Genomic DNA, 24,678 nt, shown 5'->3' with positions numbered 1-24,678 from the left:
AAAAGAATTATCACATCAAGTATCAGAATATCCTAACCTGTTTTTAAGGCTAGAGCGCAAATACCGATAACGGGTAGACTACGACGATGGCGAGCAACATCTCACAATTTCATGGCGCAAATATAATGGAACTTAAATCAACATCTTTAGGTAAACATTTGGCTCAGCACCCTTATAACCGGGTGCGGCTGCTTAATGCCGGCGTCGAGGTGGGTGGCGATAAACATGAATACATTATCCCTTTTAATCAACTGCTTAATATCCACTGTAAGCGAGGATTGGTATGGGGGGAACTTGAGTTTGAGCTGCCCGCAGATAAAGTGGTGCGACTGCATGGAACCGAATGGCAGGAAACACAGGCATTCTATCGTTATTTACTGAAGTCCTGGCAAGACTGGAGCGGAGAAATGAGCCAGGTAAGCGCCGGTGTTCTGCGGCAACAGGTGGATGAAATCCAGGCGTTGGAGCAGCAGGATGCCTGGTTCAGCCGAAAGGCGCTCGCGCAATTGCAGGAAGATATTTGCAGCACATTTGCTTCGTTGCCGCTTCCTGTTGTTCGTCTGGATGAATTTGATAATTGCAGCGATAACTACCGGCTCTGCCAGCAATGGCTCGATCGCGGAAGCAAAGAGCGAACAAGATGTAATCAAGCGTGGATGGCGCGTACGCTGGTGGAGCAGCAAGCGTTTTTTCAGTCTGTAGAAACCATGCCGTTGAATCATGCTCAGTGCATGGCGGTCATTAATGGTGAGGATGCCGTGCTGGTGCTTGCCGGCGCGGGGAGTGGCAAAACATCCGTGCTGGTGGCCCGTGCCGCCTGGTTGATGTATCGGGGAGAAGCAACGCCCGATCAAATTCTGCTGTTGGCATTCGGCCGTAAAGCGGCAGAAGAAATGAATGAGCGCATTCAGTCCCGTTTGCATACGGAAGAAATTCAGGCCAAAACGTTCCATGCGCTGGCGCTGTATATTATTCAGCAGGCTAGCCGTAAAGCGCCCATCATCAGCGAATTGGAAAGCAACAGCAAAAAACGGCGTGAATTGCTGATAAAAAACTGGCAGCAACAGTGTTCCGAGAAAAAAACTCAGTCGAAGGGCTGGCGTCAATGGTTAACGGAAGAACTGGGGTGGCAACTGCCGGAGGGTGATTTCTGGAACGATCGGGCGTTGGCCGAACGTCTTGCCGGACGTCTGGAACGCTGGCTGGGATTGATGCGGATGCAGGGGGGGAGCCAGGCGGAAATGATTGAACAGGCTCCTGAGGAGATTCGCTCATTATTTCAACAGCGAATACGGCTGATGGCGCCGTTGTTAAAAGCCTGGAAAAAAGCTCTGAAAGATGAAAATGCTGTCGATTTTCCCGGTTTGATTCATCAGGCTGTCAATCTGTTGGATAAAGGTCGGTTTATCAGCCCGTGGAAACATATTTTAGTTGATGAGTTTCAGGATATCTCCCCCCAGCGGGCCAGGTTGCTTGCGGCATTACGGCGACAGAACAGCAGAACCAATTTATTTGCGGTGGGCGATGACTGGCAGGCTATCTATCGTTTTAGTGGAGCCGAACTATCGCTGACAACGGCGTTTGAGCAAAACTTTGGCGCCAGTGAACAATGCGCTCTGGATACGACTTATCGCTTCAATGAACGTATTGGTGAAGTGGCTAATCAGTTTATCCAGCAGAATCCTTATCAGCTTAAAAAACCACTGAATAGCCTCACTAAAGGGGATAAAAAGGCGGTGACCATTCTGCCTTTCGAACAACTGGAGCCGCTGCTGGATAAATTAAGCGGCTTTGCGAAACCTGATGAGCGTATTTTGATATTGGCTCGCTATCACCATCTACGTCCGGATATATTGCAGAAAGCGGCGACAAAATGGCCGAATTTGTCTATCGATTTTATGACAGTGCATGCCAGTAAAGGCCAACAGGCTGAGTATGTGATTATTGTGGGCCTGCATGATGGTAAAGATGGTTTTCCCGCGCCTGCGCGTGAATCGATTCTTGAAACGGTATTGCTGCCTGAACCAGAGGATTTTCCTGATGCCGAAGAGCGCCGTTTACTTTACGTCGCGTTGACCAGAGCCAAACATCGGGTATGGTTGCTGCAGGATAGTAAAAATCCGTCGGTATTTATTTCACAGCTTCATCGGTTGGGCGTACCGATACAGCGTAAACCGGGTTAACTCCATAAGCAGAAAAGGCCGACGGGGTTTGTCGGCCTTTTCGATAAAATCATCGTATTATTTCAGGCGATCCTGCAAGTAACGCTGATAATCGGGGATGGTGATTTGTACCGACTGTTTAAACAGTTCTGAGTTAATCAGGAAATCGGCCGTTGAACGATTGGTGGCTACCGGGATATTCCAGACGGTGGCCAATCTCAGCAGAGCCTTAACGTCCGGGTCGTGAGGGACGGCATTGAGCGGATCCCAAAAGAAAATCATCATGTCTATTTTCCCTTCGGAGATCAGCGCACCCACTTGCTGGTCACCGCCCATCGGGCCACTCAGCATACTTTTTACGGGAAGGCCGGTATTCAACTGAATCAAGTTGCCGGTGGTTCCGGTGGCATAAAGCTTATGCTCGGCAAGCTGTGCTTTGTTGGTGGCAACCCAGTCAAGCAGGGCCTGCTTACAGTGATCGTGTGCAACCAAAGCAATATGTTTGTGTGCGGCAATGGTGCGGGTGGTGAACTCCATGGTTACGTCCTTCAATCGGTATGCTAAAGCTATCGAGGTAGTGCAAACAGATTACGGAAACACTGTTTCAGTGCAAAGAGATAAAAAGGAAAAAATACGAACGGGCGTCAAAAATCTGACATGAGTGAACGGAAAATCACCACATTGATACATTTTCTTTTGCCGTCGGTTGTACGATAACGATAAAACGCGATGTAACAAGAGGCAGACCATGATGAAAGACCGCGAGATAGAAGCTGTACTGAAAACGATAAAAACCATTGCGCTTGTTGGTGCCAGCGAGAAAACAACTCGCCCAAGCCATGGGGTTATGGCGTACTTGCTTGAGCAGGGTTATAACGTCATACCGGTAAGTCCAAAGTTGGCTGGTCAGGTTTTATTGGGGCAGCGGGTTTACGCCAGCCTGGCAGACATTCCGCAGCGTATTGATATGGTGGATGTATTCCGGCAACCGGAGGCGGCTTATGATATTGCCCAGGAAGCGATTGCCATTGGCGCTAAGGTGCTGTGGCTGCAGATTGGTGTCGTTAATGAACAGGCGGCCATCCTGGCGAGAGATGCGGGTTTGGATGTGGTAATGGATCGATGCCCTAAAATTGAAATTCCGCGTTTAGGATTAGAAAAATAGTGATAAGCCGTCTACCGGTTTGGTTATCTGAACCGGTAAACGCCGTCGATGGTGGGTTACTTTGGTATCGTCTATCTGCCGCTCGCAACTCAGTGGCGAAGTTGCGGGGCTCTGCGCTGGATCACTTCCGCCAATTCGTCTAACGAAGGGTGTTCATTCTGGTTGGCTTCTTCCTGCATCAACTGAGCCTCTGCCAGATACGTATGAATAGGCTGCCCCTCATCGTCCTCCATCACCACGTGATACCAGGGGGCGGTACGCAGTGCGTCGTGAGCATCAATTTCCTCCCACGCCGGAGACTCCAACGAATATTCAGGATCGATATCAATAACAACGCCTGGATACCCCAGAAGTTTATGACGAATCTGCTGTCCGATACCAAATTTACAGATAATCATATAGCCTCCTGAGAAAATAATGACACTCTCTAAATGGGGGCCTCAGGCTTTTTTTCAAGTAGGCGGCATAGTGCTACTGTGGTTTTTTATAAAGCGCAGACCGGTTGAACACTATACTTATAGTATGGTGTAAATCTGGAGAAAATACAGTCTGGCGAATAAAATGTCTCCTATCAAAGGCGAGAGGAATGATAACGAAAGAGGAACGCGATGATGGCAACGATATCAATTGCAGCCTATGTTTATGGCGCAGTTCAGGGCGTGGGTTTTCGTTACAGTACGCAACGCCGCGCTGTTGAACTCGGCCTCAGCGGCTATGTTCGCAATAACGATGATGGGAGTGTGGAAGTTGTCGTTTGTGGTAGTCAGTGGGAGGTCGAGCAACTGGTTGACTGGCTGAAGAAAGGTGGGCCGCGCAGTGCCAGTGTCGAAAAAGTATTGATCGAACCACGCGGTACAACAGATTATAACGGTTTCAAAATTCGCTATTAGTGGTTAGATACACTTAACTGGTTTTGGCAGACCCGCAATTTTTGTTGCTTGTTTCGCCGGACCTTTGGGGAACAGGCGGTACAGATAACGACTATTGCCTTTCTCTTCACCATACTTTTGCGCCATCGCTTTTACCAGCATGCGAATTGCTGGCGAGGTGTTGAATTCCAGATAAAACGCCCGAACGAAGCGAACCACTTCCCAATGTGCGTCAGTGAGCTGAATATTCTCCTGTTCAGCCAGCAACAACGCCAGAGTTTCACTCCAGTCAGTGCTGTCCATCAGGTATCCCTGTGCGTCGGTTTTGATGATACGACCTTCAAACTCCAAAATGTTTCCCCTGATGTAATACGATTGTGCCGAAGTTTAGCAAAGTTCTCTGAGGCTAAGAACCTTTGCCATAGGCAAAAAAAAAGCCCCAACCGTTGTGGAGCTTTTTTGAATTCGCAAGATTAAGGCGAATTAATCGTTACGCATAATGCCCAGAATGCTTAATAGGCTGACGAAAATGTTGTAGATCGCAACATACAGGCTAACGGTCGCGCGAATGTAGTTGGTTTCACCGCCGTGAATGATATTGCTGGTCTCCCAGAGGATCGCTCCCGCAGAGAACAGGATGAACAGGGCGCTGATTGCCAGGTGCAGGGCTGGGATCTGCAGGAACAGATTGGCAATGACGGCGACAACCAGCACAACAAAACCTGCCATCATCATTCCGGACAGGAAAGACATGTCTTTGCGAGTTGTTAAGACATAGGCTGAACAGCAGAAGAAGACCAATGCTGTGCCGCCCAGTGCCAGCATCACGATGTCACCTGCGCCAGATGAGATCAGTGAACTTAAGATAGGGCCAAGCGTATATCCCATAAAACCAGTCAGCGCAAATGTGGCCAGAATACCTGCCGGGCTATTTGCCAACTTATAGGTCAGGAACATCAAGCCATAAAAGCCAACCAGCATTAACAATAATCCGGGCGCTGGCAGATTAAGTACCGTACTTGCGGTTGCTGTGACGGCGGAGAATCCCAGCGTCAGCGACAGCAAAAAATAGGTATTACGCAACACTTTATGTGTGCTGAGTAATGAGCTTTCACGTGTAGAAGAAACAATAATACGATCCATATTAGCGACTCTCTCTTTCAGGGTGCCATTATCCAATCTCAAAGAGTAAATAGTTACTGAATGTTATTAAAGGTGGTTTACCCTTCTTTACGCTGTAAACCGCTATATTTATGAGCATTATGGCGATTTTACGGGCATTTAAACCTAAGTAGATTATTTTTCAGCCGATTGAACGTAATGATGCTTTACAAGGCCCAGCACTCTGTTTATAGTGCGCGTCATTGCGGAGGAGTGGCCGAGTGGTTGAAGGCACCGGTCTTGAAAACCGGCGACGCGAAAGCGTTCTAGAGTTCGAATCTCTACTCCTCCGCCAAAAAATTCAACGGGTTAGCGAAAGCTGGCCCGTTTTCGTTTTGGTGACTTGGAGTACACACTTGGAGTTACCTCTCATCTAAAATGAATAATTATTCTTTATCAAGCGTTGGCGTGACTTTGATTTCCTGGTCGTAGACCAGCACCTGACTCTCTGTTTTATGCCCGCTGAAGAGTTGCTTATCCCGGCTCGACCCCTCGCAATCTGAGATTCCCTTAGCCTTCAAATCATGGAACGTGCAATTCAGCGCATAACCTAATTTCTCTGCGGCGTTCGCTCTTGCCTGTTCAAAGTGGTGGGAAAATCCGCGCTTCGAAAAATGGCCTCCGCTCTTACTCGCGATGACCGGTGAATCCAGACTGTGCGGTGGGGCGATTGCCTTGGCAAGTTCAAAGGCCCTTTTCAGTCTGGGCGTCCCCACAATTTACTGCTTGAGGCGGTCGCATGAAGATCACCTGTTGAGCGGCCGACTCATACCCAGCTTCCGTTGTGAACCGACAACTGAAATAGCGGTTTTAATGACCTCGTTTATAAACCTTCGTGAGTTCGACCACATATTACAACTATGGTTTTTTTAAAATAAAAACTATATCCTCTTGATGGATGACAACTGAAGTTGTAGATTGAGAGAATGAAAACGACACTCGCAGAAAGACTAAAAAAAGCCAGAACGTTGCAGGGACTTAGCCAAAAAGCCCTTGGCGACATCATTGGCGTATCTCAGGCGGCAATACAGAAAATCGAAGTTGGCAAAGCCTCCCAGACAACAAAGATTTTTGATCTTTCTACCGCCTTAAAAGTTCGCCCTGAATGGCTAGCTAGCGGTGAAGGTCCGATGCATGCAGACGGTTCAACAACACCGCAACCAGAATCCTCCATTCCTCCGCAGTCAGAATGGGGCACTGTAGCATCTTGGGACGACGCAACAGCACTATCAGAGGATGAAGTAGAGGTGCCATTCTTAAAGGACATCGAATTTGCCTGTGGAGATGGGCGTATTCAAAGTGAGGATCACAACGGGTTCAAACTAAGGTTCTCTAAATCTACGCTTCGGAAAGTTGGGGCCAATACTGACGGTTCCGGCGTTCTGTGCTTCCCTGCCACCGGCGACAGCATGGAGCCCATCATTCCGCATGGAACAACGGTTGCCGTTGATACGAATAACAAACGTATTATTGATGGTAAACTATATGCAATTGCTCAGGAAGGCGGTGGCAACGACAAGTTGAAGCGTATTAAGCAGCTATACCGCAAGCCTGGAGGAAGACTGGTGATACATAGCTTTAACCGGGATGCGGATGAAGAAGCCTATGAGTCAGAGGTTGAGATTATTGGGCGGGTGTTCTGGTATTCGGTTCTACTATAATCAATTAAGATATCCTTAACAAAACTATGATATTGAAAATATAAGAACTATGTGGTAACGAGCCAAATGCACCGCCTATATACTTATTGGCCTGAGTTAAATTCTGGATATAAATGAAATGTGCAAGCCAAACAGCTTCATCTTAAAGCTTGATGGGGCAAGCTTCTTATGGCGAGACTAGTCAAATATAGGTCTGCGGGTCAGACCTATATGGCTCGGTCGAGTTAGAGCATCTCGAATCGGTCAGCGAAAGATCTGCATGCAGAGGATGGATTTGACGGCAAGATTCTTGGCAAAAGTGATTCCGTCATAGTTCAGTTTCCAACTATAACGAGGGATTTCTTTATATGTTAGGAAAAAAGCAAGCATACAGGGATGGTTCCGTAATCTCCACGCGATAGCTTCGCCAGTAAATTGTTATTTTTGATATTTTCTTGATCGAACAGGAATTATAATACACCTTATAATTTATTGGCTTTTTCTACAGTGGTGCGGTGTTAGGAGCCTTCTTCTCGGCGGTTGGTTTCAATGAACCCTTTGTATTCATCTGAATGGGATTCAGAAAGGCATTCTTTGTTTTTTTCTGCAACGATAAAATTAGGGAATATCCTCAATGTAGCCAATACTCTTTTTGTCTGATTGGTGGAGTTTCTGACAAGAGGATTGGCATGCGCACAGAGTTCAGAATCGCTCGTAGTATCGCCGTAAACAGCCTTGGTGATCTCGTGTGCTCGACGGAATCGATATTCAAGCTGCGCTTTTGCCGCCCCCGATTTTTCTTTAAAATTTCATCAGCCTCAACCGCCACGTCGAACTTAGGTGAATGAGTTTCATGCCAATAGCTCAACTCCGGCACAGATTTCAATGTATCACTGATTGCTTGTAGTGTTTCTGATTTTTTGGCGACGGTTGTGAAACTGGCTCTTTATCCTGAAGCTGCTAACCATACCCATCATGCAATCACTGGAAATCTGGTTACTTGTTTCGACCGCGTTTATTGCACTCGCATTACTCCACCCTTGTGAAAAACCATTCATAAATGGGTTGTTTGCATAACCTGTTGATAGTGTTTAATAAATTTCTAGAATTGGGCGCGCCTTGAGACATGGCGTTACAGGCTGCTCTATCAGAATAAAAATCCTGAGTAGTCTTGTTGGGATTCACTCCTGCTCTCTTGCACATCCAGATATAACAAGCATAAATATAAAAATTATTATCTTTTCATAATGTTAGCTTACTGTCTAGATCAGGGAATTAAGATAAATCTTGTGTCATCAATCAAAAGGAAAATAAATCATTCATAAAAACAACCATATATGCCATTACAACCAATAAAAACAACTTTGGTGTTGACATTAAAAACAACTATTGTTTTAATGAGTGCATCCCAAGTGGACACGCTCTTTAACAGTCAGGTTAAGTTACACACAACAACGGTCGACATGTACCGGTGTGACGGCTACGGCTAAACCATGCTTATCACCAGTGCGCTCTTGTGAGGGCGTAGCGGTGATAACTTTTAGAGGACTGACCAATGACCAAACCACGTAAAAAACGCTCTGCTATTGTAAAGCAACGCATGGAAAACATTCTGCGCATCGCTCAACGAAAAAATGACCGCGTAACAAAAGCTGTTCTGGTTACTGTTCGCTGTAAACAGATGCCTGATCTCCCAGCTCCTCGCAAAAAATCACGTTCCGGCAAGACCAATGACGGCAGTGATTCCGATCGCTACGTTGGCTATACGGCCAGCGGACGGCAAAAGATGCGAGGAAGCAGCACCATTCCCCGCGGAGTTTATTAAAAAACATCAATCAGGCCTACTTCGGTGGTTTTTTTCGTCTAAAGCGAATTTTACGCCTCACCAGGCAAAACGCAGGTCACCTTCGGGATTGCTCTTAAAAAGGTAAAAAACATGTCCAACATTGCACTAACCGTCTACTAGCTTGTGCTAAGTATGGTGTTAGAGTGCAATCTACCCGCCCAGATTGATCATATCAGTAAGTCGCTGCGCAGATACGGCTCCCTGTCATCACAAGCGCATAAGAATACCGATGCGCTTCAGGCTGAAGTTAAGCAACTGGAAAGGTTGCGTGGTCGGGAGCGTGTCAGCAATAATGAATATCAACGTATCGGCAGCAGATAGAGTAATTATTGGCAAGAGTTGAAGCCGGATGTGCGGTATTACGCACATGGTCTGAGCATCAGGCAGTGCAAAGTAACGTTTGCTCCCGCTCTAGTGGCACAGGGAAAACGTTATGGCCACCGTCGTGCTATGCAATGAACGCGGCGGGCATGGGCAGATTACGGCGACGTTTGGGCATCTGCGAAAATCTATGTCCATCACAGGGGTTGTGATATCGGCGGGCGAGTGGCCGGAGTCTTTGGAGTTAGTGAAACGGTGCATGCGATGGCTGTATATCGAAGAATTCCAAGCGGCTAATGTTCTAAGCAATCAAATTCATAATGAAATAGAGGCGTTATATGGGCGTGTATGGTGAAACGGCGGTAGCGGTCGCAAATAGCTATTCTCCTGGGCAAGATCCAAGGGAATGCTGGGAACATTCAATTACTCATTTCACCAACAGCAGAGAAAGCCGGAAAAAAGGATGCCCCAAATCTGCATTTCTCGGTTTATGCCAGAAAGGGTATGTCAAAGGAATACAAAAGGGTGATTATTTGCCGCCCGAAAGCCCAAATAAAAACTATGCCGTAGCCGCAGCAAAATTGGTTTTGAAAGAACCCGGTAGCAAATACTCAAAAGCTGAATTGTGGAAAAAAGCCACTGAGGATTATCCCATGGCTGCTAAAAATCAAAATGGTCAGATGGATGTCGTTTTGGCTTTAAAAGAGGCAGGGTTATTACAGAAACCCGATTGACCTTAATCCCTATACGCGCTAAATCCCAGAAAGATACCGGAGTATGCCCAAAAAGCTGCTCCGGTTTTTTGTTGGTCAGTCCTCAAGCCGCATGGTCCGCCCAGCGGCTTTTTATTTCCTACACACCGACCAACCGGGAGGTGGAGAGCGTGAGAATGCCAGATAAAAATCCCGATCTGTGGGCTCAGTTAATTGCCTGGTTGTCTGCTAACAAAGCAGAGACTAGTTATTCGTTTGCCGCAGCGGTCATGGCGCTGTTACGCGCAGCATATATTGGTCGTGATAGTTGGCCACGGCGATTACTTGATGCTGCCATGTGCTCTCTGGTTGCGTTTTATATCAATGATGGACTCGCTGCACTTGGGTGGGATTCTAAGTTTGCTTCGCTAGGGAGCGTGTTTATCGGCTTTCTGGGAATTGACTACATTGGTTCTATTCTACGCCGGTTTGTTGGTAATAAAACTGGGACGAATTCACAGGAATAATCCATGACAAAAGATGACATTTTTAACGCGATCCTCGATCGCGAGGGCGGTTACGTCAATCACCCTGCAGATAAAGGCGGGCCGACGAATTGGGGTGTCACTGAGAACGTCGCCAGAGCGCATGGTTTCAACGATGACATGCGTAATTTATCTCGTGAACAGGCTCTCGCGATTTATGAAGCGGATTACTGGTACGGACCGAGCTTTGATCAAGTAGCCTCACTGTCACCGGATATCGCGGGGGAACTTTGCGATACCGGCATCAATATGGGGCCGTCAGTTCCATCGAAATGGTTCCAGCGTTGGTTAACCGCATTAAACGACGGTGGCCGTCTGTATCCGGATTTGTCGCCGGATGGAAGCATTGGCCCGTGCACAATCTCCGCGTTGCGCGATTATCTAACGGCGAGAGGTAGTGCTGGCGAACAGGTTTTGTTGCGAGCGTTGAATTGCAGCCAAGGCTCTCGTTATTTAGAGCTAGCAGAGCAACGCGCCGTTAATGAAGCGTTTTTGTATGGCTGGGTAAGGGAACGGGTGAATTTATGAAAATTCAGTTGATAGAAGAGTGGAAACAATTATGGCGCTGGTTTTCTGTCCACGCACTGATACTCGCTGGGGCTATTCCTGTTGTGTGGGCTGAGCTACCCGATGAAATGAAAGCCTCGTTACCAGCCGGAGTCATGGGGACTGTAACGGCTCTGGTGGCGGTCTGTGGCGTGGTTGGTCGGGTAGTGAAACAGGACAAATCATCATGAGTCTTGAAATCATCATTGCCGGCGTCCTGGCCGTAATCGCGGCAATAGCGGCGGCGTTCTGGCTCGGCCACTCAAAGGGCAAAGGAACGGCTGAATCGAAGGCCGAAAAGCAGCAAACAGAAGAAGTGGCAGCAGCGACAAAAGCGGTTGCCGAGCGTCAAGTGACAGTAACCAAAGAGGCTGCAAATGTTCAACAGACTGTTAGTCATATGCCTGATGATGATGTTGATCGGGAGTTGCGCGAAAATTGGTCCCGTCCCGCCAGTCGTGATTGATACGGCTTGCAACTGGGTGAAGCCAATCTATCTGACCGCTAACGATATAAAAGTGATGGATTGGCAAACGAAACGGGACATTTTGTCGCACAACCAAACGTGGCAAAAGAATTGTCAAACGCCCTCGCAATAGCGGGGCTTTTTTATGTTCATAGATAAGGCAAAGTAAATGAAGAAATTAATTATTGCTGTTGCGGCATTAATGTTTAGTACTGCTTCACTGGCTCAAAGTTATACCGGATATCCTGATATTTCGGGTACAGCCGAAGGGTATGCGACAGAAGTTGTCAGCTACAATCCTACAGGCACCTTCTCGTCCACTTATAAAGTTTCGGCAATATAGTTCCAGCATAATTTCACCGTCGCTAGGTGCCGGAGGGAACATTGTTGTTAGCTTTAGCTCGTTAGTCATCAAAAAAAGCGGAACTGCTGATGCTCATTTCTACATCTATGAAGCTGGTGGATATGGATCATGGGATGCCTATGTATTGAATGATGGTTCGACATGGGTGAAAGCTACCTCAGTATTCAGTGATCTTAATCCCACAGCGGCAACGACAATTCGTGGTTCGATTATTGGTTACGATGTTGATGTTATCGATTCAACAGAAGATACCTTCCGTTATGTCAAAATCGTAGATACCAGACTCACCTCTTCTTTCGCTGCTCCAGGTTCTGATATTGATGCCATTGTGTTGACCAGTGCTAAATCGTTGGGAACAGAAATCTTCGTTGATACCGACTCTCGCAACGGCAAGGTATACAACCTGTATCAGATTGATGGATCGGCAAACGAAACGGGACATTTTGGCGCATAACCAAACGTGGCAAAAGAATTGTCAACCGGCCTCGCAATAGCGGGGCTTTTTTATATCAAAAGGAAACAAATATGTCGGAAGAAAAAGATAAAGACGTTCAGTCACAGCAAGCCTCTAAAGATTTGGATACAAATGAAGCAAAAACCGAATCTGTAAACTCGCCTACTGATAATGCCAAGAAGCGTCCTGGATGTAATCGACCAAGATGTTACTGCGCTCGATAACTCACCCTGTTTAAAAAAATAAAAGGAAATAAAATGGCTGTATATAGAATATATGATTTGACAACTGCATCGTCTTTTGAATGTCCAGATGATAAATGTATCCTGGATGCGGCGGAATCCGCTGGATTAGATTTTTTGCCTTATAGCTGCCGAGCGGGTGCGTGTACTACATGCGTCGCTTTACGTATTAGTGGGCGGGTTGATCAGTCAGATGCCGCGTTCCTAACTGAAAAGGAAAAGGAACTATTTGTAATAACTTGTGTTGCATACCCTTCGAGTGATTGTGTTATTAGAACAGGTGCTGAGAGTTTATTTTATGATCAACAACGCGCCTTGCAACAACAACTCACTGATCAAGAGGCCCGCCAAAGCCCTGGGTTTTGGTTCTAACACTAAATTATATTACGCATTTTAAGGTCTTTATAGGTGAATTTTAAAAGGAGACGAATAAAATGAAATCAGTGTGTTTTGCGCCTTCACTGCAGCTGTTTAGCGGAAGAACAGAAGGAACTAAAAGAACCAAAAACTGAAACCTACCCGAATATGAAAGCGAGTATAGTTAGTTCGGTTGAACTGGTGGATTTTGCGGGTAGAACCGCAAAATTCTACGGTTTCTTCAATGATAAGCGGTTTTCTATTGGTGCAGTATTTATGGGGAGTACTTGTAAGACAGCCTCTTCGGATATTCCTCAGTGGGTGAAAGAAAATTAAGCTGGCATTACAGCAGGCATTCATTGAGTGCCTGCAATAATGTAGTCTACCCTTGTGGGTGCGGGAACGTACTGGCATATTGCATTGTAGCGTTTTCGTATGTTTCAATTGCTTTGAACAAGAATTCATACCCATACCTCTTACTTGGGATGAGATTATGTACAGGCGTGTGTGGCTTCTTCCTCAGACTGATTTTCAGGCTTCTGTTGTTGGTATTGATGAGAGCTTAACCTCGTTTGCAATATCGTTCTTACTTGCAGAAGTTATCAGTGTCGTTGCGGAGTTTACCGTTAAGGAGGGTTCGATTATGGGTAAAAGGTAAAACATTTTTGAGCAATACAATCTCAGCTATAAAAAACAGTCTGGATGTAAGTCGCAGTTTCAGGCTTTAACGGGTGTCTTGGTTTCTGTCGCTACCACCTTCGCAATGAACTCGATAGTCAACAGAGCTCATTCCACCTGCCTTCAAGCTAATTCGTTCATGGTTGTAGTAACGGATATATTCATCAATGTCATCCCTAATCTGTTCTATTGATTCATATCTCTTCCGGTGATATATCTCGGCCTTCAGGTGGTTAAAAAAATTCTCCATCATCGCATTGTCAAGGCAGTTTCTTTTACGAGACATACTTTGCGTTACTCCCGCATGTCTCAACTTATTCCTCCAGACCGATGTTTACACTGCCAGCCTTGATCGCTACGGAGCAGTAGCCCCTCTTTTCTCCATTGAACCTTTAACTCTTCATCCAACATGCCACAAGCCAGATTCAGTGCGGGTCGTCTATCCGTCTGCTAGGTGATAATCTCATTGTTGAACAGGTCCAGCACTGCTGACAGATAGAGTTTTTCTCCCCCCGTTCTAAATTCTGTTACATCGGTACACCATTTGGTTCCGCTGCTTTTGACACGGAAGTTTCTTTCCAGCAAGTTGCTGGATAGCTGCCCGTAATCGGCAATATACGAACGGTATTTCTTTTTTCTGATGCAACAGGATAAGTCATGTATTTTCATCAAATTACGCACCGTTTTATGATTCAGCGCCACCCCTTCATTTCTGAGAGCCAGCGTCATCCTGCGATAACCATAACGCCTCTGGTGTCTTACGCTTAAATCAGTAATCACTTGTACTGCATCAGCATATTTATCAGAAGACGACGCTGGTCTGGCCACATGATAGTAAAATGAGCTGCGCGGAATCTCTGCCGCCAATAACAAATAATCCAGTCGATGTTCACTCTTTAATGACTCAATCACTTTGACTTTTTCTGCTGTTCCCTGAGTTCGTTTTGCTCCCTCAAGGTTTAGGTAAGCATTCTCCGCCCGAAGATATTCCAGCTCCCTTTGCAGTTCTGCTGGTGTCATTTCTTCATAAGGTTTAGAACCGGGTACAAATTTAGTTTTTGACATAGCACTTCCAATGGTCGCAGGATGGAAAGCGTCTGCGCCGAGTTGCCTGTGACGAACTAATCACGCCGCTACAATGGCTTCATGAGATACATTAAACCGCGCCGCTGCTACTGCACTACTGACGTGATTTCTCTGCATATACAGTACAACGCTCAGTTTGAACGTCGGATCATAGATACGCTTTTGTGTACTGACCTTCAATCTGGCTTCACCGTGATGTCGATATCGCTGAACCCAGCGACTTAAGGGCGTTCTTCCTACGCTAAAATGTCGGGCAGTTTCTTCCTGAGAAGCCTGACCGGATAGATAATACTTAACTGCTGCAAGTCTAACTGAGAAAGGAGTCCTATCATTTACCCCCCAAAACGTTGGATATTGAGTCCAAGTTTCGGGGTTCAGCACAAAAAGAATATCCGCCCTCGTAGAAAGAACCAACCCGCTCTGCCTTCATCGACCCCACCGTCGGCATTCAATGAATGCAGACGGTGGGGATAAATGTAGAAATCATTTTTCAGATGGTTGGCAAATGCTTTTGGTTTTCAAGACGAAGTTACCATTTTCAAGTTTTATCTTTGCACCACGGGCGCACCATGTGCTTGCAAGCTGAAAAAAGTCATCACTGCTAATATCGAAATCCAGTTCAACTTTCTGGTATCGCCCTGAATTGAGTAGTTGTTGAGCTTCTTGCATATCTGTAGCTTTTACGGTTTTCATTTGAGCGCCTTACTTGATAACATGATTGCCTGTTGTCATAAAAGTGAAATAATTCAATTAATTACTTGATACTTTTTATCACGGAAACCATGGGATAGAAACCTATATGTAACCGCACTGCTCTGCGTATGCCATCACTATGCTCAGGATGCTCCCAGCCAAATATAAATATTATAGCCTGCAAGGCCGATTTTTACGGATATACGAGAATAGCGATAGGGCGATTTTTGATGCTCGCGTCAAAGATACTTTGACAACACGACGTGCAGTCCAACGTTCATAACCAAAGACATTGACTGCTTTCAGCGACGTAATGTGTCCATGTACGATCTGATCTGCCTGCGAATGTTACAACTATGTTGAAATATCAGAAGGGGACATTGGCGCTAGAAATGGAATCTCCTTGATACCTTACATCATCATGCAAGACTATTTCTCTCCCGACTTTATACCGGGCGATTCCTTGTGTCGGGGAAGTAAATATATTTACAGCATTCCGTGATAGATGCATTCGCCTATTCTTATAGCCTGCTATCGATATCAGAATAATGAAAATATATCTCTTTGATAAAGTTATTATTTTCATTTAAATAACATCAAGAGACAGGTTAAATGACAAAGTCATCCTGTGTTTTATGGACGATCAGTTCCGGCAAGGTGCGGTATCTGTCCAGAATGAAGGCATCTGTTTCGATATCAATCCTGTGCAATAGCTTTGAAATGATGGCTTTATTTGTCACTGCATCGCCGCACTGGATTATTTCATCAACAATATGGCCCAGGATTGTGATGTCATTCATTTGATTTTCTGTATTTAAGTAGTCTGATACCTCTTTAGCTGTGTTCATCTGGGGCGTATCTTCATGCATTGATTATCCTCCGTAATGAAGCGTATTACCCTCATTTGCATCTGACGCGAGAGAACCATTGAAAACGGGTAAAGGCCAAAATGTAGCCAGCCTGCTATAACTGATTAACTTTAGCTTATATCAGGCATAACCCCCAAATATTTTAAAATAAAACTTTGCTAAAGTGATCAAGCGAGATCGGTTGGTCAGTGATAGCAATAAAATATCAGATTGATAAATAGGTACTTATTTTTTGAGGAAACATTATTGCTTTGCTGATTATAAAGCCATGCTAATTGTAATCAGAGCGTTCAGGAAATAGCGTGGTTCCAATATAAATGAATAAACAGAGGTTAACATTTTTTAACGCATAAAAATCAATACGAAAACTTAAATGATTTTGTTGAATGATAAATATCGTTAATCGGCACCACACTGTTTGATAAATTATTGAATCATTTTTAACAGCTTGAAAAATAGAATGTATTTTTCAGGTAAAGAAAATAGTGTATGAGAAAAAAACGGACGAAAGAAGTAATATGGAAACATCAGAGCAGAGTGAAACCCGTGTGTATTTCTCAATATAATGGAAAGACACTTTCAGTGAAAGGGGCGGATTCGGTAAAAAGAATCATGTCATCTGATGCCAATTTTTGAGGCGATTTGGCGAGACATCGGAAGCGGCGGCGGTGCAGGCTAAACGCAACCCTGAGGGAATAAAAAAGATGTTTGAACTCGATGTTGTGAAGTAAGGTATTCGCATTATGTGCTTGACTGGGGATGAGAAATGCAGGTTTTAGTCATTATTGACATGCAAAATGGCGTATTTGCTACGCCGCGGTATCAAAGAGCGCAGATTGTTTCTCAGATTAATCAGTTATCGGCGGCGGCGCAGCGGATCATTTTCATTCAACATGAAGGGGAGGGAATGTCGGCGGATAGCGAGGACTGGCAGCTGCTGCCTGAATTAGATAGACCTGAAGGGAGCGTATTCATTACCAAAACGGCCTGCGACGCTTTTTATCGTACTGGATTAGCCGAGCAGCTTGAAAGATCCGGCTGTAACCATCTGATCATTTGTGGTTGTGCGACGGATTATTGTGTGGATGCGACGATTAAAAACGCCGCCAGTCGCGGTTATGCACTGACTATCGTTTCTGACGCACACACGACGGCTAACCGTGGAGAACTGAAAGCGGAGCAGTTGATCGTTCATTACAATGAGGTGTGGCGCAATCTTATTATTCCCGGCAATACTATATATGTAAAAACAACGGGGGAAATCCTGACGGAGTGGGGCGCTCATTGATACCCGTATGGTATGTTGAACATTGTTTCAGTCAGGAAAATCCCGATATATAAGCAAAACCGTTGATTATTTTCAAAGTAAATAGGCATCTGATGGAGCTCAAATGCTATATGTTCACAAAGGTGAACAAGATCATATTTCCCTGATGCAAGACAGACTACGCTTTTTATAGGAAGGGTCATAGGAAGAGGTGCTGCCATGTATACAACTATTTTAGTACCCGTTGATCTTGAAGAAGAACTGTTAACTAAAAATGCTCTTGAGCATGCGGTAAGATTGGCCAAAATGTCAGGCGCCACCATACATCTTCTCCACGCACTCCCTGATGCGTCCGCTTTCTTATCCGCCTATTCTTTCGGGATAAAAGAGTTTGAGAATGAAGCGGTCGTCAAGGCTAACGAGAAGCTGAAAGCATTGGTTAAAACCGTTGATCTTCCGGCATCTCGTTTGTCATTCAGCGTGAGTTTCGGTACGCCACGGGACGAAATCTTGCAGTTGGCAGAGGAAATAAATGCTGATCTGATTGTGGTGGGATCGCGCCGGCCTGACGTAAAAACGTATCTTCTCGGCTCAAATGCCGCCGCTGTGGTGCGGCATGCGAAAACATCGGTATTGGTCGTCCGTTAGAAGGCTATCGGCTTGTGCAGGTTATCGTTAGTCGTTGCACAAGCCGACGCTTATCCCAGCCGAGTTACCTCAGTTGGCTGTCTTTGCTACCACGTCGGTTATAGCCGCTGTTCTGTGTCTGCTTTTTATCAAATTGTTCCTGACACTGAATACAATAACGAACTCCCGGTAACGCATCACGCCGTGCTTCAGGGATCGGTGTGCCGCATTCTTCGCAGTGCAGGGCGCTTTCACCCTGTTTCAACTGACTACGGGCGCGTGCGATCGCATCATCAACGGTCGCATCAATTTGATCCTGTACGGAACCATCATTTGACCAACCACTTGCCATGATTACCTCCAGAGAATCGAAAGCGGTATTCTTCTCAATATTGGGGATATTTTAAACGATTCAAGCGAGCTTCGTGGTTTCCCAGCAGAAAAGAGGCCGTTTTTCTGACGAGGTTAGCGACCGTCCGTTTCGGTAACCCGGGCGATCAGTTGGTCAATTTCCCTGTCTGAAAAAACCTCAATGCCGTGATTTCGCAACAGTTCGGCAGTTACGCCACGACCTGAGATTTGAGAGCCATCAAAGCGTCCGCTATAGATCACGTTGTTACCACAGGATGGGCTTCCTTCGGTCAGTAATGCAAAGCGACAATCATGACGTTGTGCCATCTCCAGCGTTAACCAGGCGCCTAATATATAACGCTCGGTAACGTCATCGCCTGTCGTTTCAACGACGCGCGCTCCCTGCGTGATAACGGAGGTTCCTGTTGGTGAAGGGATAATTTCAGCCGGAGGACGTGGCGTAGGGAAACCTGCCGACAGTTCGGGGCAAAACATGACCAGCCGCGATTGTTGCCGCCATTGTGTCAGGTAACCTTCAACAGAGAGCTTGGCGGAGCCGTTATAGCGCACCGGGAAACCGGACAGGCAGGCGCTAATCAGAATTTTATTCATCGTTAGAAAATAGAGAAGAGCAATACAACAGGAAAGCTTAACGGCCACGTTAGCCCAATCAGCAGCGAGGCAAGTAATCGGATGAACCACGATTTATCTTTGCTCAACAATAAAGTAACCAGCATCGAAATCGCAAAGCCGATAAAATAAATAAGCTTGATTAACTCCCATACGGAGTGTTGTGACACGTTTTTTTCCTTTTGTTTTTAAAACGCCTGCATTCTATGCCGTTAATATTTCATGATCAATTTTTTAACTCAACGGTTTCACAGAGAATAACACTACACATTGGCGCTATCGCAGGCGTAACGCGGTTTTCATACGTCTTCCTGCTCTGTGTTGTCGTTCGGTGAATAAACGATCAGCATCATGAACACCGGCTGAGTCTGCGCTGGCGTTAAGTGGCTTTCTGACCGAAAAGGAATAGCTGTCATGAGCATGACAGCCATGTCAGTGACCATTACCATGATGATGTTGTTGGTTTCGTTTAATATTATGGCTGGATTGCCTGATATTTCTGACGAGCAAGTCAAAGAAAAGATAATTCAGGCATCCATTTCCGCTTACCCGGGAAACTGTTCCTGCCCCTATAACTCTGCACGTAAGTAGCCGTCAGTGTGGTAAGCGTAGCGCCTGGAGTCGATCGTCCCATTTGCTATAAAAATGAAGTGACAAAAGCAATGATCGATAAATGGAAGAAGAGCAAAGCAATTAATTTTTACTGTAGATGATAATAAGCAAACAAACTATCAGGATTGCTTTCTGGCGAAGAATAACGCTAAATAGAATGAGTTAATCATCACATATCATATGTGACAGAAATATGAAATTTTTATTTCAGTATGGACTTTGTCTAAGGACTGTCATAGCTTAGTGTTTTATCCCACGAGAAAGGTAATAAAATGAGTGAGATATCTAGTCTGTCGTTGAAAATCCCAGTGGATTTGAAAGAGAAGATTAAAGCTGCTGCCCTTGAAAATAGTGTATCCATCAGCGCTGAAGTCAGCGCTCGGCTACTGAGAAGCTTTGATGACAGCGATACTTCATCGGTACCTTCGGTGACGTCTGTTGATAATCAAGACACCGAAGAAGTAGCTGAGTTACCGCTAACGCATAAAGAAATCAAAAAAATCAGAGAATTACTGAAAGGTAAGTCAAAGCATACTTCAAAGAAAAAATAACGCGCCTATCAAAGCACGTTCTGGCCCTGTACTCACGCAGCGTCATAGCGTGCTATTTATTATAAAAAAAATCATATTTTGCGATAGAGATCAGTAAGGTTTTCCTGTTTTTTGCCGATAAACGCTACTCATATGATTAGTGGAGGCAATTATGTCAATGGGAACGCTGAAAGAAACGTTGGTTTTTATGCAAGATAATGGCGTGGGTTCCCATCGGTATGAGATCTACAAGAGTGACAGTAAAGGCGGGTATTTTGCTGTTATCTATATTCAAAAACATATTATTTCTGATGGCTCCACATTTGTTACCTGGATAATTGATAATTCCTGCTATTGCCTTAGATCTCACTATATTCCTAATGCCAGAATAGAATGTGAATCTCACTGGAAAGAGAATTATCGTGCGTTAAATGTTTTGTAGAAAATAAATTTTTTAATATTGTTATATTTATTTCTCCATGTCTTTTTATAAAATGGTTATTATTAATAATAACCATGAATAAATGTTATAAAATATTTCAAATATTTTCCCTCCCTGGTCACGCGATTATTAATAGAAAATAAGCTTATTTATCTCGTAAATGGGTAAATTACTGGAAAATGATCGATTAAATAGATATGTAATTGATGTTTTTAAAAGAAATAAAATATAAAGATCACTGATGACGTGCCGATACTACTTTCGGTGAAAAAGGATTGAGTAGATTTACCATTTCCTTACCAGCATGGTTATTTAATATTTATATCAAGCGCGACTGATGGATTTTCTATGCCAGTAGGCAAAAATAGTAAATTAAATGTTAAAATATGTGAATTTATTGAGAATAAACATGAGGTGATGCGTAATTACATTGTGTGTAAATATAATTATCTCAACCAATTTGTTTAGTTTTATAGTGAAATTCATGATTTTTATCAGTTGGTTAGGTTGTTTGGTTGTCTTCCCCCGTTTTTCACCGTTGGTAATGTTGTTTAGTGGTATTGCGTCTTGGCGCTTGTTTCTATTTATCACCAAGTTTAATACATGCCAAAGCCTGTATTCATGGGTTTTTAATATAAGAAGTACATTGGAACTATAGGTACTGACCAATAACAGCATTCCGTTTGTTTTTTCGGACTAATGGCGTGCGTTGACTTTGGTGCAGATAGAAAGGACGAATAAAGGAGATTGAAATGAGTTTATCTAACTGGCGTATAGGATATCGATTAGGGGCTGGTTTTTCTTTTTTGTTATTGATGTTGTTGATTGTCGGCGGGATTTCCATTTCCAAGTTGGCCGATTTCCATTACAAAATGGATGGTATTGTCTCTCAGAGTTATCCACTGACGGTGAAGAGTAATCAACTCATCGATGAGTTAAATCGATATCTCAATAACCAGCAATTACTGTTATTGCTCAAATCGGAAACTGAGATCAACAAGCAATTGACGTTAACGAAAGAAAGCACACCGAAAATATCCAGATTGATGAATGATCTGCAACAATCTGTCAGTGATGAAAAGTCACATGCGATTTTACAGAGTATTGTAGAAATACGGCATGATTATCTTGATTCGGCAAATAGGCTCACAGACTTGATCGTCGCCGGCAACACCGACGAAGCGTCAGACGAATACTTCAATGTTACCCGCGTCACCCAGCAAAAATACATCAATAAGGTTACGGAGTTTATTGGTGTACAGGATGACAATATGGTCGCCTCCGCTGAAGAAGTGGCTACCAGCTACAGTGAAGCCTTGATTTTGCTGATTATCATGATTGTTGCCAGTGTGATAGCGGGCCTGGTCATTGCTTCCCTGATTACACGGAGCGTGACTCACCCAATAAAAGAGGCGCTGGTGGTGGCGGAAAATGTTGCTCAGGGCGATTTGACGTCAGAAATTCAGATTAACCGTAAAGATGAAACCGGTATGCTGTTGGCCGCGTTGCATCATATGAATACCAGTCTGCGGCAGATTGTCAGCCAGGTCAGGGATGGCGCTGAAACCATTTCAAGCGCGGCGTCACAGATTGCGGCGGGTAACCAGGATCTTTCTGCCAGAACGGAGGAGCAGGCGAGCTCGCTGGAAGAAACCGCGTCATCAATGGAACAATTGACGTCAACCATCAAAAATACGGCTGATAACACCGTTCAGGCTACTGAGTTGGCGGCGAGCGCATCTGAGACGGTGCAGAAAAGCGGCGACATGATGGTCATGGTGACGCAAGAAATGCGTGGCATCAAAGATTCTTCACAGCGTATGTCGGAAATCATCGGCGTGATTGATAGCATTGCTTTCCAGACCAATATACTGGCTCTGAATGCTGCCGTGGAAGCGGCTCGCGCGGGAGAACAAGGCAGAGGGTTTGCCGTCGTTGCCAGTGAAGTTCGTGCACTGGCGCAGCGCAGTGCAACCGCTGCGAAAGAGATCAAAGAGCTAATCGATGATTCCTTTCAAAAGGTTCAGGCTGGCATGGGACTGGTGGAAGATACGGGTGTCACAATGAATTCGCTGGTGTCGAATGTTCAGGGCGTCAACGGTATTATCAGCGAGATTGCCCAGGCAAGCCGCGAGCAAAGCGATGGGATTAATCAAATCAATCTGGCGGTCGGGCAGATTGATACCACCACCCAACAGAATGCGGCATTGGTCGAAGAATCTGCGGCAGCGGCACTTTCCTTACAGGACCAGGCGCATAGCCTGACGCAGACGGTCAGTCTGTTCAAACTCGGGACCGGCTATACTGGAGCTCCGGCCGCTAAAAAACCAGCAGCGGCTACACCGGTTCTGCTGGCGGCGAACAGCGTGACAGCCACACGAGATAAAACGTCGGGGAATGCTTCAGATTGGGCATCGTTCTAACCTGACGAGGCCGCCATTGAATACAATGGCGGCCTTTCCAGAGAGTCTTTACTTCTACCCGTGCCCTTGCATCAGACTTTGGCGATAATTTGCCTGGCGTTGCTGCGATACCAGCGAATTACATCAATGAATATGAAGATCAGTAAACTGAAGCCCATAACCGGCAAGCACAAGGCTAATAGTATCGTGATGGCTATGGCTAGCAGTCTGGGGAAAATACGGATTTGCAGCACCGCTTCCGTCAGGGTTTTTACCGGGTTGCTGCCATCACGATGGCTGGGGCGGCGAATCCACCACATCCGATATCCCCACACAATCATGATACACAGACCGAGACCAAAAGCGGCCAACAGCAGTTGATTCGCCAGACCAAACAGTACGCCCATATGCGCGTCAACTCCCCAGCGTGTCAATTTGGCCGCCAGAGGAAAGGTCGTGAAATCGATGCGGTCGATAACCTCCAGCGTATCTGGGTTAATTGAAACGGCATCGACCTGAGTCGGCCATGAACGATCAATTTCGCTAACCGTCCAGGCCTGGCGGGGTTTTCTGGCGGGTTTTATTTCAATCTTGTTGGCATCAATACCCGCGCCTCTGGCCACAGCCAAAACCTGATCAAACATTGCCGGTTGAGTATCCGCCATGATGTCATTCATCGGCATTGACATCTGATGCTCCGCATGGGCATCAGCAAGAGGAGAATGGGCATGGTGAGCCATATCTTCGGCAAGTTGAGTTTTGACCGACGGGGTTTGCCAACCCAGTGCGCTACGCGCAACCGCAATATTGTTACCTGCCCACTGCGACCAGGTTAATCCGGTCGCAGAGAAGAAGAATATACCGATCAGAAGACTGAGTCCCATCGTGGTATGCCAATGGCGCAGGCGACGTTTTTTCGCCGCCGGTGTCTGAACTCTGGTGGCATTACGCCGTCTGGAGGGCGATGTCGAATGTCTGGTTGTCCACCAGATCGTCAAACCGCCTAGCGCCGCCACCCACAGCCAGGACGCCGCAAGCTCACTGTAATTTCGCCCGATATCACCGAGTAATAATCCGCGGTGCAGGTAATCAAGCCAGGTACGGAATGGCAGTATACCGCTGGTGCCATAAACTGTTTCGTCCCCACGAATTTCCAAAGAAACCGGATCAACAAAGATCGCCCGACTTTCTGAAGGACCCAACTCTGAAGAGGAAAACATGATCCGGGTCGTTTCACCGGGCGCGGGGGACGGACGTATTGCGCTTGGCGTAGCGGCAGGATGTCCAGGCACAGCCTGAGCCGCGACGATCTGCTCTGCCAGCGAGTGTGGGGCTCCTTCGCTTTCACTAAAAAGCTGGTGGGCGTACAGCCGGTTTTCAATTTGCGGGGTAAGTACGTATAGCGTCCCCGTAAGTGCGGCGATGAAAATGAAAGGTCCCACAAAAAGGCCGATATAAAAGTGGATGCGGATTAACAGCGCTATGATGGCGGCACGCGGTGAAACGGCGTTTGTTGCGGTCGTTCTGGATGGTGGCGCACTGGCGGATGTCGTTCTGGGACGCGCAGTGGCTGGCGCCTGAGAATTAGCAAACGGCATAAAACCTTCTGAAATCAGTTAGCAGAAAAATAATCAAACGGACGGTATCGCTGATGCGATATA

General features: G+C 45.7%; 29 protein-coding genes, 1 tRNA gene and 1 pseudogene. 19 read left to right on the top strand and 12 right to left on the bottom strand.

Features of this window, described 5'->3' with window-relative positions; translation table 11 throughout:
- Positions 1 to 125 precede the first annotated feature (125 nt).
- Complete coding sequence (helD, locus tag B4923_RS04865) at positions 126 to 2,183, top strand: DNA helicase IV (protein ID WP_109053239.1); 2,058 nt, start codon at positions 126 to 128, stop codon at positions 2,181 to 2,183.
- A 57-nt stretch (positions 2,184 to 2,240) separates the two neighbouring features.
- On the opposite strand, the gene B4923_RS04860 is transcribed toward helD, so the two are convergent.
- Positions 2,241 to 2,699 carry a methylglyoxal synthase gene (locus B4923_RS04860; protein ID WP_109053238.1) on the bottom strand — a complete coding sequence of 153 codons (459 nt, stop codon included), beginning with the start codon at positions 2,697 to 2,699 and terminating at the stop codon, positions 2,241 to 2,243.
- Between the two features lie 214 nt (positions 2,700 to 2,913).
- Between B4923_RS04860 and B4923_RS04855 the strand changes: the two genes are divergently transcribed.
- Complete coding sequence (locus tag B4923_RS04855) at positions 2,914 to 3,327, top strand: CoA-binding protein (RefSeq protein ID WP_109053437.1); 414 nt, start codon at positions 2,914 to 2,916, stop codon at positions 3,325 to 3,327.
- 89 nt (positions 3,328 to 3,416) lie between these two features.
- Here B4923_RS04855 and hspQ read toward each other — a convergent pair whose 3' ends face one another.
- Entirely contained in the window at positions 3,417 to 3,725 is a 309-nt protein-coding gene (hspQ, locus tag B4923_RS04850) for a heat shock protein HspQ (RefSeq protein WP_109053237.1), read from the bottom strand.
- A gap of 213 nt (positions 3,726 to 3,938) precedes the next feature.
- Between hspQ and yccX the strand changes: the two genes are divergently transcribed.
- On the top strand, positions 3,939 to 4,217 hold the full coding sequence (gene yccX / locus B4923_RS04845) for an acylphosphatase (protein WP_109053236.1): 279 nt from the start codon (positions 3,939 to 3,941) through the stop codon (positions 4,215 to 4,217).
- Between the two features lie 3 nt (positions 4,218 to 4,220).
- Here yccX and tusE read toward each other — a convergent pair whose 3' ends face one another.
- On the bottom strand, positions 4,221 to 4,550 hold the full coding sequence (gene tusE, locus B4923_RS04840) for a sulfurtransferase TusE (RefSeq protein ID WP_170116014.1): 330 nt from the start codon (positions 4,548 to 4,550) through the stop codon (positions 4,221 to 4,223).
- Between the two features lie 129 nt (positions 4,551 to 4,679).
- Complete coding sequence (gene yccA, locus B4923_RS04835; protein WP_109053234.1) at positions 4,680 to 5,339, bottom strand: FtsH protease modulator YccA; 660 nt, start codon at positions 5,337 to 5,339, stop codon at positions 4,680 to 4,682.
- A gap of 225 nt (positions 5,340 to 5,564) precedes the next feature.
- Here yccA and B4923_RS04830 point away from each other — a divergent pair.
- Positions 5,565 to 5,652 (top strand) — tRNA-Ser (locus B4923_RS04830).
- 91 nt (positions 5,653 to 5,743) lie between these two features.
- On the opposite strand, the gene B4923_RS04825 is transcribed toward B4923_RS04830, so the two are convergent.
- The gene (locus B4923_RS04825; protein ID WP_109053233.1) at positions 5,744 to 6,073 is read right to left on the bottom strand and encodes a site-specific integrase; all 330 of its coding nucleotides are present in this window, start codon (positions 6,071 to 6,073) and stop codon (positions 5,744 to 5,746) included.
- 210 nt (positions 6,074 to 6,283) lie between these two features.
- Between B4923_RS04825 and B4923_RS04820 the strand changes: the two genes are divergently transcribed.
- The 10 genes from B4923_RS04820 to B4923_RS04770 all read left to right on the top strand — a co-directional run bounded on the left by B4923_RS04820 (position 6,284) and on the right by B4923_RS04770 (position 12,845).
- The gene (locus B4923_RS04820) at positions 6,284 to 7,018 is read left to right on the top strand and encodes a S24 family peptidase (protein ID WP_109053232.1); all 735 of its coding nucleotides are present in this window, start codon (positions 6,284 to 6,286) and stop codon (positions 7,016 to 7,018) included.
- Positions 7,019 to 8,552: 1,534 nt separating this feature from the next.
- Positions 8,553 to 8,822, top strand: a complete 270-nt coding sequence (locus B4923_RS04815) for a hypothetical protein (RefSeq protein WP_109053231.1) — start codon at positions 8,553 to 8,555, stop codon at positions 8,820 to 8,822.
- 680 nt (positions 8,823 to 9,502) lie between these two features.
- A complete protein-coding gene (locus B4923_RS04800; protein WP_109053228.1) occupies positions 9,503 to 9,898 on the top strand; it encodes a DUF6979 family protein in 396 nt (131 codons plus the stop codon).
- A gap of 155 nt (positions 9,899 to 10,053) precedes the next feature.
- Positions 10,054 to 10,383, top strand: coding sequence for a phage holin, lambda family (locus B4923_RS04795; RefSeq protein WP_109053227.1), 330 nt, complete (start codon positions 10,054 to 10,056; stop codon positions 10,381 to 10,383).
- Between the two features lie 3 nt (positions 10,384 to 10,386).
- The gene (locus tag B4923_RS04790; RefSeq protein ID WP_109053226.1) at positions 10,387 to 10,929 is read left to right on the top strand and encodes a glycoside hydrolase family 108 protein; all 543 of its coding nucleotides are present in this window, start codon (positions 10,387 to 10,389) and stop codon (positions 10,927 to 10,929) included.
- On the top strand, positions 10,926 to 11,138 hold the full coding sequence (locus B4923_RS04785) for a DUF7940 domain-containing protein (protein WP_245929493.1): 213 nt from the start codon (positions 10,926 to 10,928) through the stop codon (positions 11,136 to 11,138). Before B4923_RS04790 ends, B4923_RS04785 begins: the two co-directional genes overlap by 4 nt.
- Positions 11,135 to 11,413: a DUF2681 domain-containing protein gene (locus B4923_RS04780; protein ID WP_109053225.1), complete on the top strand. Its 279-nt coding sequence runs from the start codon at positions 11,135 to 11,137 to the stop codon at positions 11,411 to 11,413. The genes B4923_RS04785 and B4923_RS04780 overlap by 4 nt, the downstream gene beginning before the upstream one ends.
- 169 nt (positions 11,414 to 11,582) lie before the next feature.
- Positions 11,583 to 11,756 carry a hypothetical protein gene (locus B4923_RS21285; RefSeq protein WP_245929492.1) on the top strand — a complete coding sequence of 58 codons (174 nt, stop codon included), beginning with the start codon at positions 11,583 to 11,585 and terminating at the stop codon, positions 11,754 to 11,756.
- Positions 11,686 to 12,231: a hypothetical protein gene (locus B4923_RS20840; protein WP_170116007.1), complete on the top strand. Its 546-nt coding sequence runs from the start codon at positions 11,686 to 11,688 to the stop codon at positions 12,229 to 12,231. Before B4923_RS21285 ends, B4923_RS20840 begins: the two co-directional genes overlap by 71 nt.
- 257 nt (positions 12,232 to 12,488) lie before the next feature.
- Positions 12,489 to 12,845: a 2Fe-2S iron-sulfur cluster-binding protein gene (locus B4923_RS04770; protein ID WP_109053223.1), complete on the top strand. Its 357-nt coding sequence runs from the start codon at positions 12,489 to 12,491 to the stop codon at positions 12,843 to 12,845.
- 709 nt (positions 12,846 to 13,554) lie between these two features.
- Here B4923_RS04770 and B4923_RS04765 read toward each other — a convergent pair.
- The 3 genes and pseudogenes from B4923_RS04765 to B4923_RS04755 form a co-directional block, all read right to left on the bottom strand.
- Positions 13,555 to 14,972: pseudogene (locus B4923_RS04765) on the bottom strand (IS3 family transposase).
- 105 nt (positions 14,973 to 15,077) lie between these two features.
- Positions 15,078 to 15,287 carry a hypothetical protein gene (locus B4923_RS04760; protein ID WP_109053222.1) on the bottom strand — a complete coding sequence of 70 codons (210 nt, stop codon included), beginning with the start codon at positions 15,285 to 15,287 and terminating at the stop codon, positions 15,078 to 15,080.
- A 608-nt stretch (positions 15,288 to 15,895) separates the two neighbouring features.
- Complete coding sequence (locus tag B4923_RS04755) at positions 15,896 to 16,156, bottom strand: biofilm development regulator YmgB/AriR family protein (RefSeq protein WP_109053221.1); 261 nt, start codon at positions 16,154 to 16,156, stop codon at positions 15,896 to 15,898.
- A 766-nt stretch (positions 16,157 to 16,922) separates the two neighbouring features.
- Here B4923_RS04755 and B4923_RS04750 point away from each other — a divergent pair.
- Positions 16,923 to 17,444: a cysteine hydrolase family protein gene (locus B4923_RS04750; protein WP_109053220.1), complete on the top strand. Its 522-nt coding sequence runs from the start codon at positions 16,923 to 16,925 to the stop codon at positions 17,442 to 17,444.
- Positions 17,445 to 17,642: 198 nt separating this feature from the next.
- Positions 17,643 to 18,071, top strand: coding sequence for a universal stress protein (locus B4923_RS04745; RefSeq protein WP_109053219.1), 429 nt, complete (start codon positions 17,643 to 17,645; stop codon positions 18,069 to 18,071).
- A gap of 64 nt (positions 18,072 to 18,135) precedes the next feature.
- Here the strand turns inward: B4923_RS04745 and B4923_RS04740 are convergent, their stop codons facing one another.
- From B4923_RS04740 to B4923_RS04730, 3 genes are all read right to left on the bottom strand, one after another.
- Entirely contained in the window at positions 18,136 to 18,402 is a 267-nt protein-coding gene (locus tag B4923_RS04740) for a DksA/TraR family C4-type zinc finger protein (protein WP_109053218.1), read from the bottom strand.
- A gap of 113 nt (positions 18,403 to 18,515) precedes the next feature.
- Complete coding sequence (locus B4923_RS04735) at positions 18,516 to 19,013, bottom strand: 2-thiouracil desulfurase family protein (RefSeq protein ID WP_109053217.1); 498 nt, start codon at positions 19,011 to 19,013, stop codon at positions 18,516 to 18,518.
- Between the two features lie 2 nt (positions 19,014 to 19,015).
- Positions 19,016 to 19,201 (bottom strand): GhoT/OrtT family toxin, encoded by a 186-nt coding sequence (locus B4923_RS04730; RefSeq protein WP_109053216.1) that lies wholly within the window; start codon positions 19,199 to 19,201, stop codon positions 19,016 to 19,018.
- 244 nt (positions 19,202 to 19,445) lie between these two features.
- On the opposite strand from B4923_RS04730, the gene B4923_RS21040 reads away from it, so the two are divergent.
- The 3 genes from B4923_RS21040 to B4923_RS04705 all read left to right on the top strand — a co-directional run bounded on the left by B4923_RS21040 (position 19,446) and on the right by B4923_RS04705 (position 23,038).
- A complete protein-coding gene (locus tag B4923_RS21040; protein ID WP_245929491.1) occupies positions 19,446 to 19,622 on the top strand; it encodes a hypothetical protein in 177 nt (58 codons plus the stop codon).
- A 293-nt stretch (positions 19,623 to 19,915) separates the two neighbouring features.
- Positions 19,916 to 20,194, top strand: a complete 279-nt coding sequence (locus tag B4923_RS04720; protein ID WP_109053215.1) for a hypothetical protein — start codon at positions 19,916 to 19,918, stop codon at positions 20,192 to 20,194.
- 1,173 nt (positions 20,195 to 21,367) lie between these two features.
- Complete coding sequence (locus B4923_RS04705; protein WP_109053212.1) at positions 21,368 to 23,038, top strand: methyl-accepting chemotaxis protein; 1,671 nt, start codon at positions 21,368 to 21,370, stop codon at positions 23,036 to 23,038.
- Positions 23,039 to 23,109: 71 nt separating this feature from the next.
- On the opposite strand, the gene B4923_RS04700 is transcribed toward B4923_RS04705, so the two are convergent.
- A complete protein-coding gene (locus tag B4923_RS04700) occupies positions 23,110 to 24,615 on the bottom strand; it encodes a PepSY-associated TM helix domain-containing protein (RefSeq protein ID WP_109053211.1) in 1,506 nt (501 codons plus the stop codon).
- Positions 24,616 to 24,678 lie beyond the last annotated feature (63 nt).

Origin of the sequence: Brenneria roseae subsp. americana, from assembly GCF_003115815.1 — a bacterium.
GTDB lineage: Bacteria > Pseudomonadota > Gammaproteobacteria > Enterobacterales > Enterobacteriaceae > Brenneria > Brenneria roseae.
This window is presented reverse-complemented; position numbering and strand designations above follow the sequence as displayed.

Bases quoted from the DNA above. Each gene is read 5' to 3' on its own strand.
- helD (WP_109053239.1), top strand. From the start codon at position 126: ATGGAACTTAAATCAACATCTTTAGGTAAACATTTGGCTCAGCACCCT.
- B4923_RS04860 (WP_109053238.1), bottom strand. From the start codon at position 2,699: ATGGAGTTCACCACCCGCACCATTGCCGCACACAAACATATTGCTTTG.
- B4923_RS04855 (WP_109053437.1), top strand. From the start codon at position 2,914: ATGAAAGACCGCGAGATAGAAGCTGTACTGAAAACGATAAAAACCATT.
- hspQ (WP_109053237.1), bottom strand. From the start codon at position 3,725: ATGATTATCTGTAAATTTGGTATCGGACAGCAGATTCGTCATAAACTT.
- yccX (WP_109053236.1), top strand. From the start codon at position 3,939: ATGGCAACGATATCAATTGCAGCCTATGTTTATGGCGCAGTTCAGGGC.
- yccA (WP_109053234.1), bottom strand. From the start codon at position 5,339: ATGGATCGTATTATTGTTTCTTCTACACGTGAAAGCTCATTACTCAGC.
- B4923_RS04820 (WP_109053232.1), top strand. From the start codon at position 6,284: ATGAAAACGACACTCGCAGAAAGACTAAAAAAAGCCAGAACGTTGCAG.
- B4923_RS04815 (WP_109053231.1), top strand. From the start codon at position 8,553: ATGACCAAACCACGTAAAAAACGCTCTGCTATTGTAAAGCAACGCATG.
- B4923_RS04800 (WP_109053228.1), top strand. From the start codon at position 9,503: ATGGGCGTGTATGGTGAAACGGCGGTAGCGGTCGCAAATAGCTATTCT.
- B4923_RS04795 (WP_109053227.1), top strand. From the start codon at position 10,054: ATGCCAGATAAAAATCCCGATCTGTGGGCTCAGTTAATTGCCTGGTTG.
- B4923_RS04790 (WP_109053226.1), top strand. From the start codon at position 10,387: ATGACAAAAGATGACATTTTTAACGCGATCCTCGATCGCGAGGGCGGT.
- B4923_RS04785 (WP_245929493.1), top strand. From the start codon at position 10,926: ATGAAAATTCAGTTGATAGAAGAGTGGAAACAATTATGGCGCTGGTTT.
- B4923_RS04780 (WP_109053225.1), top strand. From the start codon at position 11,135: ATGAGTCTTGAAATCATCATTGCCGGCGTCCTGGCCGTAATCGCGGCA.
- B4923_RS21285 (WP_245929492.1), top strand. From the start codon at position 11,583: ATGAAGAAATTAATTATTGCTGTTGCGGCATTAATGTTTAGTACTGCT.
- B4923_RS20840 (WP_170116007.1), top strand. From the start codon at position 11,686: ATGCGACAGAAGTTGTCAGCTACAATCCTACAGGCACCTTCTCGTCCA.
- B4923_RS04770 (WP_109053223.1), top strand. From the start codon at position 12,489: ATGGCTGTATATAGAATATATGATTTGACAACTGCATCGTCTTTTGAA.
- B4923_RS04760 (WP_109053222.1), bottom strand. From the start codon at position 15,287: ATGAAAACCGTAAAAGCTACAGATATGCAAGAAGCTCAACAACTACTC.
- B4923_RS04755 (WP_109053221.1), bottom strand. From the start codon at position 16,156: ATGCATGAAGATACGCCCCAGATGAACACAGCTAAAGAGGTATCAGAC.
- B4923_RS04750 (WP_109053220.1), top strand. From the start codon at position 16,923: ATGCAGGTTTTAGTCATTATTGACATGCAAAATGGCGTATTTGCTACG.
- B4923_RS04745 (WP_109053219.1), top strand. From the start codon at position 17,643: ATGTATACAACTATTTTAGTACCCGTTGATCTTGAAGAAGAACTGTTA.
- B4923_RS04740 (WP_109053218.1), bottom strand. From the start codon at position 18,402: ATGGCAAGTGGTTGGTCAAATGATGGTTCCGTACAGGATCAAATTGAT.
- B4923_RS04735 (WP_109053217.1), bottom strand. From the start codon at position 19,013: ATGAATAAAATTCTGATTAGCGCCTGCCTGTCCGGTTTCCCGGTGCGC.
- B4923_RS21040 (WP_245929491.1), top strand. From the start codon at position 19,446: ATGAGCATGACAGCCATGTCAGTGACCATTACCATGATGATGTTGTTG.
- B4923_RS04720 (WP_109053215.1), top strand. From the start codon at position 19,916: ATGAGTGAGATATCTAGTCTGTCGTTGAAAATCCCAGTGGATTTGAAA.
- B4923_RS04705 (WP_109053212.1), top strand. From the start codon at position 21,368: ATGAGTTTATCTAACTGGCGTATAGGATATCGATTAGGGGCTGGTTTT.
- B4923_RS04700 (WP_109053211.1), bottom strand. From the start codon at position 24,615: ATGCCGTTTGCTAATTCTCAGGCGCCAGCCACTGCGCGTCCCAGAACG.